Below are 13,685 nucleotides of genomic sequence, written 5' to 3' on the forward strand. Positions count from 1 at the left end.
GGAGGAATTTTCAGCACTTTGAAAGGGCTTTGTAAGCTTTTTTACCGCCCCGACAGCGCCTCCTCCCCACCCCCCGTAGAGGGCAAAAAAGGGAGGGCAGCCGTTGGCTGTCCTCCCCTGTAAAAAGCGCTATTTTTCATACCGCTTGCGGCGATTTTTGACGCTCCGCCGCACGTTGATGAAGAGGGAGACGGCGATGGCCCCCGCCACAAAGACGGGGATGATCCAGCGGTTGACGTTCTGGTCGTCGCTGAGCACCTCGATCCAGAGCTGCTGCATGTACTCGTTGGTCTCGTCGTCCAGGTTGAGGAAGGTCTCGGCGCTGCCCAACACCTCGTCCCCGGGGTAGAGGACCGGGTCGGCCTTCTCCTCCTCGTCCATCAGCTCCACCGCCCCGGTGTTGGGGGAGGAGTAGCCAATGGTCTCGAAGTTCTCGTAGGCCACGGCGGGGTCGTTGAGGAAGTTGATGAAGAGCTCCGCCGCCTCTTGGTTGTTGCAGTCTTTGGGCACGCAGGCCGCGTCCACAAAGCGGTTGACCCCCTCTTTGGGGAAGGCGAAGGCGATGTCCGGGTTGTCGGCCTTGATGAGGGCGTAGTCCCCCGCGTAGTAGGGGGCGATGGCCGCCTCGCCTGCGCCCAACTTGTCAAAAATCTCGTCCATGACATAGGCCTGCACCATGGGCTTTTGCTCCTTGAGCAGGTCGGCCGCCTCTTTGAGCTGGTCCTTGTCGGTGGTGTTCATCGAGTAGCCCAGCTTCTTCAGGGCGATGCCGAAGGCGTCGCGGGAGTTGTTGAACATCAAGATCTGGCCGGCGTAGTCCATGTCCCAGAGGATGTCCCAGCTGTCCACCTCTTTTTCTACCATGGCGGCGTTGTAGAGGATGCCCACCGTCCCCCAGGTGTAGGCCACCGAGTACTTCCCCTCGGGGTCGTATTCCAGATTCTTGAAGTTGTCGTCCACATAGCGGTCGTAGTTGGGGATGTTCTTGAAATTCAGTTCGGCCAACATCCCCTCCTCGATGAGCTTGCCCACCATGTAGTCGGAGGGGAAGATCACGTCGTACTTGGAGGCGCCGCTCTTGAGTTTGGCGTACATCTCCTCGTTGGTGGCGAAGTTGGTGTAGTTGACCTTGATGCCGGTGAGCCTTTCAAACTCCTTGCAGACGTTCATGGAGTCGTCCTCGCCCTCGGCGATGTAGAGGCCCCAGTTGTAGACGTTGATGGAGACATTTTGCCCCCGGAACTTCTGGTAGTCCACCCCGGTGGTGTCGAACTCGTAGCCGTCCTCCTCGGCCAGGACCGGGCAGGCGGCGCAGAGGAGGAGTGCCAGGCAGAGCAGCAGGGAGAACACCCGCTTGAAAAGACGGTTTTTTTTCATCTTCCCGCCCTCCCTTTGTTGCGCTCCCGCCGGGCGGAAATCAGGTTGTAGATCACCAGCAGGGAGAGGATGACCGCGAACATCACCGCCGAGAGGGCATTGATTTCGGGGCTGACCTTTTTGCGGGTCATGGAGTAGATGGCCAGGGGCAGGGTCTGGGCGGTGGGGCCGGCCACAAAGTGGCTGATGATGAAGTCGTCGAAGGAGTAGGTCAGGGCCATCAAAAAGCCGGACATGATCCCCGGCATGATCTCGGGGATGACCACCTTGAAGAAGGCCTGCACCGGGTTGCAGCCCAGGTCGCGGGCCGCCTCCACCTGGTGGGCGTCCATCTGGCGCAGCTTGGGCATGACGTTGAGGATCACATAGGGCACATCGAAGGTGATGTGGGCGATGATGAGGGTGGTGAGCCCAAACTGAAAGCGCAGAAAGACAAACAGCAGCATCAGCGAGACGCCGATGACGATCTCCGGGTTGATGACCGGCAGATAGGTGAAGTTCATCACCAAACTGCGCATCTTGCGGCCCATGGCGTTGATGCCCACGGCCGCCAGGGTGCCGATGGCGGTGGCCGCCACCGAGGCGATGACCGCCACCACCAGGGAGTTTAGGAGGGCGGACATGATGGCCTCGTTGTGAAAGAGCTTGGCGTACCAATCAAAGGTGAAGCCGGAGAAGACCGCCCGGCTCTTGGACTCGTTGAAGGAGTAGACGATGAGCACCAAGATGGGCAGGTAGAGAAAGGCGTAGACCAGCACCATGTAGAACTTGGCGCCAAAGGACATTTTCTTTTTGTTGTTCACGAGTAGATGCCCTCCTTTCCAGAACTGTCGAACTGGTTAAAGAGGCTCATGCACAGCAGCACGATCACCATCAGCACCAGCGAGATGGCGGAGCCCATGTGGGGGTTGTAGCTGGCGCCGATGAACTGCAGCTCGATGATGTCGCCGATGAGGCTGTTGCCGCCGCCCCCCAGCATCCGGGAGATGATAAAGGTGGAGATGGCCGGCACGAACACCATGGTGACGCCGGTCATCACCCCGGGCAGGCTCAGGGGGAAGACCACCCGGCGAAAGCTCTGAAACCAGTTGGCGCCCAGGTCCTGGGCCGCCTCCAAGGTGGTGTTCTCGATTTTGACCATGATGGAGTGCAGCGGCAGGATCATAAAGGGCAGGTAGTTATAGACCATCCCCAGCACCACCGCGCCAGAGGTGTTGATCATCTGCACCGGGCCCAGGCCGAAAAAGCCCAGGAACTTGTTGATGAGGCCGCCGTTTTCCAGCAGGGTCATCCAGGCGTAGGTGCGCAGCAGGAAGTTCATCCACATGGGGAGCATCACCAGCATGATGAAGGTCCGCTGGACAGAGGCCCGGGTGCGGGAGAGGAAGAAGGCCAGGGGGTATGCGATCAGCAGACAGATGACCGTGGCCACCGCCGCCAGCCAGATGGAGCGCAGCAGCACCCCGGTGTACTGGCCCACCTGGGAGATGTTTTCAATGGTGAAGGCCCCGTCTTGAGTGGTGAAGGCAAAGTAGAGCACCAGCCCCACCGGGACGACGATGAAGACCGCCATCCAAATCAGGTACGGGAGGGAGGGCAGCTTTGACTTCATTTCTCCCCCTCCATCTTCCGCATGATGTGGATGTCGTCGGGGGTGAGGGTCATCCCCACCACGGCGCCCACCTGCTCGCTCTGGGTGGAGTGGACCTTCCAGTGGTAGCCCATGGAGTCGATGCCGATCTCGAAGTGTACCCCCTTAAAGATGATGGATTCCACCACCCCGGTGATCTGGCCGGAAATCTGGGGGACGATCTTCACGTCCTCCGGGCGGACCACCACGTCCACCTGCTCGTCCTTTTCAAAGCCCTTGTCCACGCAGACAAACTCCGCGCCGCCAAACTCCACCAGGAAGTCCCGCCGCATGATGCCCGGCAAGATGTTCGACTCGCCGATGAAGTTGGCCACAAAGGCGTTGATGGGCTCGTTGTAGATATCTTCGGGAGAGCCGATCTGCTGAATGACCCCGTCGTTCATCACCACCACCGTGTCGCTCATGGTGAGGGCCTCTTCCTGGTCGTGGGTCACGTAGACAAAGGTGATCTCCAAACTCTTCTGGATCCGCTTGAGTTCCACCTGCATCCCCTTGCGCAGTTTCAGGTCCAGGGCGCCCAGAGGCTCGTCCAATAAGAGGACGCGGGGGCGCAGCACCAGGGCGCGGGCAATCGCCACCCGTTGCTGCTGTCCGCCCGACAGCTGGTCGATGCTGCGCTTCTCGTAGCCCGACAGGTTGACCAGGGCCAGCATCTCTTGCACCCGGCTGGCGATCTCCTGCTCCGGCAGCTTTTGGATGCGCAGCCCGAACGCCACATTCTCAAAGACATTGAGATGGGCAAAGAGGGCATAGCGCTGAAAGACGGTGTTCACCTGCCGCTTGTGGGGCGGCAGGGCCTTGATGTCTTTGCCATCAAAAAGGACCTCTCCTGCTGTCGGCTCCACAAACCCGCCGATGACGCGGAGGGTGGTGGTTTTGCCGCAGCCGGATGGCCCTAGCAATGTCACAAACTCCTTGTCGCCGATGTCCAGGTCCATCCCGTCGATGACGCGTTCGTCGTCGTAGTCGACGACAAGGTTTTTGATTTCAATTATATTGTTTTTCATCTCTTTATCACATCCCCTTTGCGGTTTTTTGCAGGCCGCCTCCCGGCTTGCGCGCGACAGCTTTTGACTCCACCCCGCAAAAGGTTTTTACCGGATTGCCCCGGTTTCTGTGGGCATACGCTGCCATGCACATGTGCCTGCATGAATGAGATACCCCTACACTATACGTGCTTTGTAACACTTTGTCAACAAATTCAGCCCTCTGCTCTTGTAAAATACATTTTTGAGCGGAAAATGGCATGGCCATCCCCTTTTTGAGGGGGCAAGCAAAAAGAGACGGTTTTTTTGAAAAAACCCCCTTGCAATTCAAAATTGAATATGCTATATTAGTAGGGCAGTTCCGGGTGTAGCGCAGTTTGGTAGCGCGCTTGAATGGGGTTCAAGAGGCCGCAGGTTCGACTCCTGTCACTCGGACCAAGGTGAATCGATTGAATCGATTCACCTTTTTTGTGTTTTCTGAAGGGATGGTTTGAACCGACCTTTGGGAAAACCGCTACATCGGGTTCCTTCCAATGCCAAAGTCGGCGTTAAAAATTCTATCTGTACATCTCATCATTTATTTTTGCGATTTCCACCACGGCAACACCGTATGTGGACAGCAGTTACAAGCCTCCCAGTGACAGTCACAACCTTTTTCTCTCGGCTGTCCGGCGCACCTTCGGTCAAAAAAGCGGGCCCGTCTCACGACGGACCCGCTTTTTCTATTTACAGCCCGACGGCACTTACCCCATAGACCGCCTGCTCCTCTGTGAATCCCTCGTATTTCAACTGATCGATCAGCCCCTGACGGGAATGGGGGGAGATCTCCAGATAAGACTTGGCCGACTTGGCGGCCTGCTCGTTCCAGTTGGCCCCGCAGTTAGCCGCTCCGTAGGCGGCCTGTTCGCCGGTGTACCCGTCATACTGCAGCTGTTGTGCCAGCCCTTTTTGGGAGAAGGCAGCGACTTCCAGATAGGACTTGGCCCCCTTCAGCGCCTGTGCATTCCAGTTTGCTCCACAGTGGTCGGCTCCATAGACAGCCTCTTCATGGGAGAACCCCTCGTATTCCAGCTGTTCCACCAGACCCTTGTGTGAAAAGTCAGAGATGCTCAGGTATGACTTGGCTGTGCTAAGGGCGTTTTTCTGCCCTGCCGTCGCGCCGGAGGAGGCGCTGTTTCCACCGCTCTGAGAAGCGCTGCTCTGAGCGCTGTTGCTGCCGGGTTTTGAGCTGCTCTGCCCCGCACCGCTCTGGGTCGAGCCGCTTTGGCCAGAACTGCTCGCGCCGGCATGGCTGCCCCCGCCCTGATTGCCGGCAGTTCCCTGAGAGCTGCCGGCCGTACCGCCGCCCGCCGCGGCGCTGGAAGAGGGCTTTGACGATCCGCCGCTTTCCCCGCCACCGGATACCTGCCCCCAGCCGATTCCTCGGCTGCTGAAATGAAAGCTGTCGGTGATGGGGGTGATCTGGGCGCTCATCTCCTCTTTGAGGGCGTCGCCCATGGTGAAGATGGCAAAATACATGGCCTCTTTGTCCGGGCCGGCGAAGATATACGCCTCTATGGTGTAGACCCCGTAGGGGTCAACCCGCTCGGTGTAATTGACCTTCAGCGCCTCCACCCCCGCCAGCTTGACCCGCTCTTTTTTGTTCAGGTGAAAGTCGACCGCTCCCTTTTCCATTCCCTCCAAGACCGCGTCATACACCCCATAGAGTGCCTCGGTGTCGGCGGCAGAGGAGACATCTCGGTCGGAGTAAAAGAGGAAGAAATAGCCCGCCTTATTCTCCTGGGTGGGGTAGTGGTAGCACCTCGTGTCGTCCTTTACCCTCCGCCATTCGGCGGGCACTTTATAGGAAAGCCTCTCCAGCTGTACGCTCTCCAGCTGGGGGACAGTGCTCTCTTTTTCGCCCTCTTCCCTCTTGAGGATCGTTTTGCAGCCCGTCAGCTGCAGACACAGGGCCAGCGCGAGGATGGTCCCAACCGCTCTCTTCATATCAACGCCTCCAAACAATCATCTGCAGGCCCACCTGACCGCCCGGTTTCTCACCTGTGAAACTGCACGCTGTTGACAATGGGTTCGATGGCTGGCTTCATGGTCTTGGCCAGCTCGTCGTTCATGATGAAAATCAGAAAGTACATGATGTCGCTGTCCACATCGGCCAACAGGTAGACCACGGTGGTGTAGGGTCCCCGCCCGCCAATGGTCTGGGTGTAGGTGACTTTCATGGCCAATTTGCCCGCCAAATCTACATACTCCTTTTTGTCCAGTCGAAAATTGTCCGCGCTGCCCTGGACCCCCTGAAAGGCCAGCTCGTACCCCAATTTGAGGGCATTTTCGCTGGCGGCGACCGAGAGGTCCGCCTCCATATAGTTGACGTTGAGCAGCCCCGCCGTCTTGTCGGAAGAGGGGTAGTGCCAGTAGCCTGTCTCCCCCGCCTGCTGCGCCCACTCCTCAGGGACCTGGTAGGTGATGCCCTGCAGGGACACCGTCTTCATCGCCACCTTCGACGCGCTCTCCCCGCCCTTCTGGGGCTTCCCCTTGCCGCACCCCGTCAGCTGCAGGGCCAGACACAGCGCCATGACGACTGCCAAACACCTTTTCATACAAACTCCTCCTTGCGGGCCGTCGACGGCCCGTTTTGCCCATTATAACACATCCCAAACGACAAAAAAGGAGAAAATTCGACACACAGGTTGTGCAGATTGCCCGGCGGCCCAAAGCCCCCATTCTCGCCCTCCCCTTTTAAAAAAACAGGGCCCGCACATGATGCGGGCCCTGTTCTCTATTAGGGGGCGCAGACAGCCGCAAACGACACGGCGCCCCTTACTTTTACATTGGGGCCGTCATCCCTTTCCCGTCACCGGGAGGAGGGGGAGCTGTCTGTTCTGCGGTTGCGGCGGGGAAGAAGGGTGAGCCCTCCCAGGCCGGCAGCCAGGGCTGCCAGGAGGAGGACCATCCCAACCCCCTTCTCGCCGGTGGTGGGACTGCCGCCGTCCGGCTCTCCCCCGTCGGGGGTAGGCGCGGGATCGGGGGCAGGGTCGGGGGTAGGCGTGGGATCGGGCTTGGGGATGGGGTCAGGCTCCTCTGTGCCGGCGGCAACCAAGGCCTTGACGGCAAAGAGGGCGCCCGAGTCGTTGCCGTAGTAGGCGACGCCGCTGGCCCCGTCGATGACCACATTGGAGAGGCAGTAGTTCTGGCTCCCCTCCTGGGGGGTGTAGACGGTGGCGAGGGTCAGCTGCCCATCTTTGAGGGTCGCCCGGTAGAGGGCGCCCGGGTTGGCGTTTTGGGTGAACCAGGCACTCACCTCTTCCCCGTCAACGGTGAGGGTGGGGGTGTTGCCTGCGGCCGCCAGGGCCAGTTGGGTGACGGGGGCCAGGGTGGCGCTGTCAAACACCGCCAGGTAGCCGTCGGCGAAGGTCCCGCCGGCCACAAACACCTTGCCCTCCGCCACCACCGGGCTGGCATTGGTGCCGGCGGGGAGGGCGGCCTTGGCCGAGAGGGTGGGGACGCCGCCCTCGCTCAGGGTGACGCGGCAGAGCTGGCCGTCTTTGGTGGCACAGTAGAGGGCCCCGCCCGACTGGACAATGGCGCTGCGCACCCCGCCGCCCAGGTCGAGGGTCCCCTTGACGGCACCGGTCTTGGCGTCGGCCGAGACCAGCACGCCGTCGTCCCCGGCAAAGACGATGAAGTCGCCCACCATGGCGGCTCCCGCCCCGTAGTAGCCGGGGCTGTCCACGCCGTAGGTCCAGAGGGGGGCCACCTCCTCATCGCTGCGGCGGCCGTCGGTATCCGCCGCCGAGAAGGCGGCAAAGTACCCCTTCAACCGGCTGCCGGAAGAGCCGTTGGTAAAGCCGGTGTAGAAGACGCCGTCGCGGTAGGTGATGGTGGAGAGCGTCTGCATCCCGCTGACGCCCTCGGTCAAAAAGAGGGATTCGAGGGTAGAGGCGCTAAAGACCTGTACCCGCCCGTCCCCCAGGGGGACAAAGAGTTTGCCCTCGCCGTAGGCGAGATAGGCGTAGTAGCCGTTCGGGGCCGCCAGGGCCGCCGCCTTCTCCACCTCGCCGGTGGAGGCGTTTAGCAGCTGCACCTGGTTGTCCCGCACCAGGGCCAACTTGCCGTCCACCAGGATGGGGGAACCGGCATAGCCGCCGCCCCAGAGGGGGTCGACCGCGGTGCAGGTCTGCTGCCAGAGCAGCGAGCTGCTGCCCGCGGGCTTGAGGGAGGGGAGGACGGCGTTGTTGCCGACATCCCCCTGGTGCATCGGCCAGGCGGAGGGGAGAGCGGGCTGAACCGGGCCGGGCACCGGGGTACGTTTGAGGACCAGATCGAGGGTGTTGGTCTGCCCCTGCACGGTGACGGCGAGGACGACCGGGGTCTCCTCCCCCGTCAGGGGGATGGTGACGCGCACCGGGTTTCCCTTGGTCTCGGCGGCCAGGGAGACCGCCTGCGCCCCCACCTCTTTGCCGTTTACGGTGACGACGGCGGCGGGGTCCTTGACATTCAGGGTGAGGGTCACCTCGTCCTTGGCCTCGTCCACCGGGATGGTGTAGCTGCTCTCCCCCGGCTGCAACGCGATGTCGAGCCCCTCGACCGAGAGGGCGGCAACCTCGTTGGTAAAGGCGGGGATGGTCAGCGCGACCTGGGCGGTGATGCCGGGGACGGCCGCTGTGCCGTCGGCGTTCTTCACCTTCTCATAGCGCAGGCTCTTCAGAGGGGTGGAGAGGGTGACCTGCGCGTCGGGCTCGCCAAAGTCGGGCCGCTTGAGCAGCTCAAAGAGGTTGGAGCCGCCGTAACCACCGGTGGTGGTGCCGATGTAGCCGTAGGGAGAGGCGCTCCAGCTGCCCAGCTCCACCCCCACGTTGCCGGGGCAGGAGCTGTTTTTCAGGGTGTAGACAAAGGCGTCGCCCTCCCTGTGCATCCGGTAGAAGGAGACGTGGCCGTTTGCCCGGTCCCACCCCAGGTTGTGGGTGATGAAGTCAGGGCTCTCGTTTGCGCCCTTGATGCCGTCAAAGAGGGCGTCCTCATAGGCCTTCATCTCGGCGTTGGCGACGTCCACCTCGGCCTGGGTGATCCCCTTGATGGTGACCGGGAAGGTCTTGGTGGCGCTGACCCCCTGGTAGGTGAGGGTCAATTTGAGGTTGGTCTGGGTGTCGGGCGCGCCGACGCTGCGGTAGACATTGCAGCGCAGATAGCTGGCGGTGAGGTAGTTGGTCCCATCCGCCGCCGCGCTGTCGGTGGACCACTGGTAACTCATGGCCCTGTTCTCGGGGGTGTCGGCGATCACCCCCGCCTTGATCAGGTCGCTGACATCCTTGAGCTGAATGTCGAATTCCAGCGCCTGGGGGTCGATTTCGGTCAGCCCCAGGCTGCTCATCTCGGTAAAGCCGTCGAGGGTGACCCCCGCCAGCGCCGCATCGACGGCCGTCTGGGCGGCGTCGTGCTCCTGCTGGGTGACGGCGGGGACCGTGAGGGGAATCTCCACCGTCCGCTTGGTGACCGAGCCGGAGGTGTAACTGTCCTTGTCGATGGTGAGGGTCAGCTTGACGGTGGCGTCGAGCTCGCCGTAGGCGGGCCGGTTGACCTTCACCGAGCTGGAGCCGTAGGAGGGCGGATCGATAACAGCGGTGTTGTCACTCGCCCACTTCAGCGCGACGTCGCTATACCCGCTCACCCCATAGGAGGAGAGGGTCTTTTGCAGTTTCAGCGGGCCCACCACGTGGTCGGCGTCGGCATTGTCCAGGCCGATGAGGGCAAATCCGTCCGCCCCGCCAAAGAGGGCGGCGGCGCCGTCGATCTGCTCCTGGGTGGTCTTTGTGTGCGCCGGCACGGTGACCAGAACGGTCTTTTCGCAAAAGACGCCGGGGACACTCGCCTTGGAGAAGCGGAAGGTGACCTCTCCCTGCACCTTTTCGTCGGTGAAGGTGACCTTCCCATTTTCATCGCCCGCCGCAGCGGAGATGTTGGCGTTGCCGCTGGAGACCACCTCGACCAAAATGTCGGTGCGGTCCATCCGCAACTGCCAGGTGGTCTCAATATTGTCCACCGGCACGTCGTTGTAATCGCTGTCCCAATCGGTCTCCCGCACATAGAGGCCGGTGGTCGCGGAGAGGCTCACCCCGTCCACCGCGGCCTGGATCTCGGCGCGCACCTCGTCGGCGGTGACGGCCTTGACGGTGACCGAAAAGACCTTGGTGTCGCTCGCGTTGCCGCGGGAGATGGTGGCGGTAAGGGTGAGGGTCACATCCACCCCGTCGGTGGGGCGGGTGAGCTTGCCGTTGTCGCCGAGAACCGCTTGATTGTCGCTCTGCCAGGCGATGCTGGTCCCGGCGCTGCCGGCGGTGGGCAGGGTCAAATCGCCCTTCACCGCCGAGAGGTCGCCCAGATCCAGCTCGCCTTTGGCCTTGGCCACCGCCTCAGCGTCGGTGTAGGTCACCTCGGTGACCGTCAGCTCGGCATAGGGGCGGCTGATGTCGATAGCCGGATTCCCCTTGCTGTCGTACCAACTGCTCTTGCGGACAGCGGAGAGGGTGTACAGGCCCGCCTCGTCAAAGGTGAGGGAGGCGACGCCGTTTTCGTCGGTGGTGCCCACCTCGGCCTCTGCCCCGCCGTCTTTAGAGGCGAGGATGGTGGCCCCCTTGACCGGCGACGCCGCGGCGGCATTCATCCCCGCGGTGCCCATGAGGGTGACCGAGACGGGTTCGCCGGTGTTGGCCGTCAGGCTATCACCGGCAAAATAGGTGTAGAGGCTGCCGGCGTATGCACTGTACCAGAGGTCGTATAGGGTGACCTCGTCGCCATTTGCCAGGGGGCAGCCGTCGATGAGGTAGCCGGTGCCGTCCTTTGCGGGATAGGCGTCGTTGACCATGTACATGAAATAGACATCGGTCGGGGCGTCGGCGTTGGTGTCCAAAAAGTCCTGCAAAAAGCCGGGAGTGGCGTCGATAACGTCCGCCGGGTTCAGGCCGTTGTCCACGCAGTACTGCGCCAGCAGGTGCAGGGGGGTGTAAAAACCGGGGTCCTTGTCCGCCCAGGCCGTGAGGCCGTATTCGGGCAGGGATTTGTAGGTGTCGGGCAGGGTGACGGCCGTCGGCTCAACCGCCGTAAAGCCGTACCCCTCGACCCGCAGGGTGGTGCTAATCCCGGCGCCGCCCCGAGGGGCGCCGGCCGCGGCATAGGCCGGGGTCAGCAGGGCGCCCAGCGCCAGGCAGAGCGCCAGGACCAAGCTTGTCAGTCGTTTTGTCATTGTCTCTCTCCTTTTTTGTTCCCTTCGGGGGAAAAAGGAAAGGGCCCGCCGAAACTCGGCGGGCCCCAAAGAGCGTACAAACATGATTGGGGGGCCAGGACATGCCCCCGCGCACTATTGTACCGTCTTTTCCTCACCGAAAGATAGGTTCCAATGCGCCGGCGGATATCCTGACTTGAGGCTGCGGGCGGCCTGTTGGCCGCCACTCCTCCCCCCGCCCTTCCCAGCGCGCGCCCAGAACGCGCGCCAGTGGTTGCGGGGTTCGTCCCCTCTCACAGTAGAGTGAGCTGCTGCGGATTTGCACCGCATTCCCCGTCCGGCGGCAGGGCTTTTGCCCGCCGCCTCCACAGCCAAAAGGCTGTACCGACACCCCTATGATACAGGCATTTTTTGGAATTGTCAATGCCTGACCAAGCGATTTTTCCCCCTTTCGGCAGGGGGCGGCCTCCCCGCAAAATCGACGGCCTTCCTTGTTTTGCGGCCGGTTTCATGGTATGATAAAAAATATCGATCCCGGCGAACAAGGGGCGCCGACTTGAAACGAAAAAGGAGCGATCTCCCCCATGGGAATTTTTGTTGCAATAGCCATCCTCTTCATTTTGATCTCCTGCGTCCTCTTTTTGGTGCGCACCCCGCTGGCCCAGTGGGGCAGTTGGCAGTGGATCTTCCTGGCCTTCAGCGTGCTGCTGCTGCTCTTCTTTGTGGCCATGGTCTGGTACTCCATCCAGACCCACCGGGAGCGCAAGGAGGAGAAGGCCGAGCGGGCCCAGCAGGAGCGGGAGGCCCGCCGCCGGCAGGCCGCCATCACCTACGACGACCTGGACATCCTCCCCGAGGAGGAGCGGGAGGAACCCGACGACTTTGACTACGAGGGGTACAGCCAGGTCGAGGAGGGTGAGATCGTCTACATCGACGGCAAGGTGATGATCGCCGGTTCGGAAGAGGCCAACGCTGCGGTGGCCGCCCTCAAGGCCGAGAAGGAGGAGGCCCGCCGCCGGGACGCCGAGGAGAAAGCCCGCCTCAAGGCCGAGGAAGAGGCCCGCCAAAAGGGCGAAGATCCCCAGGAATGACCCCGTTTTTCGGCAGCCAAAAGCCGCCCCCGCCGCGCGTTGCGGCGGGGGCGGCTTTTTTGCTGGAAAGGGGCTACTTCTCCCCCTCCTTGTGGCGGGCCTTGATCCCGTCCCAGTAGGCCTTGGCGGCCTGCTCGGTCTTGTTGGGGCCGTACTGGTAGTAGACCCGGCCGCGCAGGCTGTCGGGCAGGTACTGCTGGGCCACATAGTGGTCGGGGTAGTCGTGGGGCAGGCGGTAGCTGAGCCCGCGGCCCATCTTGGCCGCCCCGCCGTAGTGGGCGTCTTTGATGGAGGCGGGCACGTCGGAGTAGCGGCCCGCCTCCACGTCGGCCATGGCGGCGGCGATGGCCAGGTTGGCCGAGTTGGATTTGGGGGCGGTGGCCATGAGGATGGCGGCCTGGGCCAGGGGGATGCGCCCCTCGGGCAGCCCCAGTTGCAGGGCGCTGTCGACGCAGGCCTTGACGATGGCCACACACTGGGGGTAGGCCAGACCCACGTCCTCGCTGGCGATCACCAGCAGCCGCCGGCAGGCCGAGGGCAGGTCCCCCGCCGCCAGCAGCCGGGCCAGGTAGTGGACGGCCGCGTCCGGGTCGGACCCGCGGATCGACTTTTGCAGAGCGCTCATCACGTCGTAGTGGGCGTCGCCGTCCCGGTCGTAGCGCATGGCCGAGCGCTGGGCCACCTGCATCGCCCGCTCCAGGGTGATGGTCTTTTCCTCCCCGCCCTCGTCAAAGCCGGTGCCGTTGCAGCACAGCTCCACCGCGTTGAGGGACTTGCGCACATCCCCCCCGCAGCTCTGGGCGATGTAGTCGGCCACCTCGTCGGGGCAGTGGATGGGGTAGCCCATCTCCCCCGCCATCTTCTCAAAGGCGCGCAGCACCGCCCGCTTGACCTCCTGTGGCTCCACCGGCCGGAACTCGAAGATGGTGGAGCGGCTGAGAATGGCGTTGTAGACGTAAAAATAGGGGTTTTCGGTTGTGGAGGCGATGAGGGTGATGGAGCCGTCCTCCAAAAATTCCAGCAGGGTCTGCTGTTGCTTTTTGTTCAGGTACTGGATCTCGTCCAGGTAGAGGAGAATCCCCCCCGCGCCGGAGAAGGTGTCCAGCTCGGCGATGATCTGCTTGATGTCGGCGGTGGAGGCGGTGGTGCCGTTGAGGCGGTGGAGTTCCTTCCCCGCCTGCTTGGCCACGATGCGGGCCACGGTGGTCTTCCCCACCCCCGAAGGGCCGTAAAAGATCATGTTGGGGATCTGCCCCGAGTCGGCGATGTTGCGAAAGACCGAGCCGGGGGCCAGCAGGTGTTGCTGGCCCACCACCTCGTCGAGGGTCTGGGGGCGAATGCGGTCGGCCAAGGGCATGGCGGTC

General features: G+C 62.3%; 9 protein-coding genes, 1 tRNA gene and 1 riboswitch. Of the genes, 2 read left to right on the forward strand and 8 right to left on the reverse strand.

Going from position 1 to position 13,685, the window contains the following annotated elements; genetic code table 11:
- Positions 1-129: 129 nt before the first annotated feature.
- Genes KQI11_RS11665 through potA form a run of 4 tightly spaced genes read right to left on the reverse strand, consistent with a single transcriptional unit; the run spans position 130 to position 4,035 of the window.
- Positions 130-1,377, reverse strand: coding sequence for an ABC transporter substrate-binding protein (locus KQI11_RS11665; RefSeq protein ID WP_216402244.1), 1,248 nt, complete (start codon positions 1,375-1,377; stop codon positions 130-132).
- A complete protein-coding gene (locus KQI11_RS11670) occupies positions 1,374-2,162 on the reverse strand; it encodes an ABC transporter permease (RefSeq protein ID WP_044992208.1) in 789 nt (262 codons plus the stop codon). Before KQI11_RS11670 ends, KQI11_RS11665 begins: the two co-directional genes overlap by 4 nt.
- Before the next feature lie 14 nt (positions 2,163-2,176).
- A complete protein-coding gene (locus KQI11_RS11675) occupies positions 2,177-2,989 on the reverse strand; it encodes an ABC transporter permease (protein WP_059005476.1) in 813 nt (270 codons plus the stop codon).
- Positions 2,986-4,035: a spermidine/putrescine ABC transporter ATP-binding protein gene (gene potA / locus KQI11_RS11680; protein ID WP_021658863.1), complete on the reverse strand. Its 1,050-nt coding sequence runs from the start codon at positions 4,033-4,035 to the stop codon at positions 2,986-2,988. The genes KQI11_RS11675 and potA overlap by 4 nt, the downstream gene beginning before the upstream one ends.
- Positions 4,036-4,375: 340 nt before the next feature.
- Between potA and KQI11_RS11685 the strand changes: the two genes are divergently transcribed.
- Positions 4,376-4,452: transfer RNA gene (locus tag KQI11_RS11685), tRNA-Pro, on the forward strand.
- Between the two features lie 288 nt (positions 4,453-4,740).
- On the opposite strand, the gene KQI11_RS11690 is transcribed toward KQI11_RS11685, so the two are convergent.
- From KQI11_RS11690 to KQI11_RS11700, 3 genes are all read right to left on the reverse strand, one after another.
- Positions 4,741-6,000 carry an Ltp family lipoprotein gene (locus tag KQI11_RS11690; RefSeq protein ID WP_216402245.1) on the reverse strand — a complete coding sequence of 420 codons (1,260 nt, stop codon included), beginning with the start codon at positions 5,998-6,000 and terminating at the stop codon, positions 4,741-4,743.
- A 50-nt stretch (positions 6,001-6,050) separates the two neighbouring features.
- Complete coding sequence (locus tag KQI11_RS11695) at positions 6,051-6,611, reverse strand: hypothetical protein (protein ID WP_216402246.1); 561 nt, start codon at positions 6,609-6,611, stop codon at positions 6,051-6,053.
- Positions 6,612-6,865: 254 nt separating this feature from the next.
- On the reverse strand, positions 6,866-11,251 hold the full coding sequence (locus tag KQI11_RS11700; RefSeq protein WP_216402247.1) for an immunoglobulin-like domain-containing protein: 4,386 nt from the start codon (positions 11,249-11,251) through the stop codon (positions 6,866-6,868).
- A gap of 143 nt (positions 11,252-11,394) precedes the next feature.
- Positions 11,395-11,634: riboswitch (cobalamin riboswitch) on the reverse strand.
- Positions 11,635-11,814: 180 nt separating this feature from the next.
- On the opposite strand from KQI11_RS11700, the gene KQI11_RS11705 reads away from it, so the two are divergent.
- Entirely contained in the window at positions 11,815-12,321 is a 507-nt protein-coding gene (locus tag KQI11_RS11705) for an MFS transporter (protein ID WP_021658855.1), read from the forward strand.
- A gap of 73 nt (positions 12,322-12,394) precedes the next feature.
- On the opposite strand, the gene KQI11_RS11710 is transcribed toward KQI11_RS11705, so the two are convergent.
- Positions 12,395-13,678 (reverse strand): replication-associated recombination protein A, encoded by a 1,284-nt coding sequence (locus tag KQI11_RS11710; protein WP_021658854.1) that lies wholly within the window; start codon positions 13,676-13,678, stop codon positions 12,395-12,397.
- Positions 13,679-13,685 lie beyond the last annotated feature (7 nt).

The sequence above is a fragment of the Acetanaerobacterium sp. MSJ-12 genome (genome assembly GCF_018917875.1).
GTDB lineage: Bacteria > Bacillota > Clostridia > Oscillospirales > Ruminococcaceae > Bittarella > Bittarella massiliensis.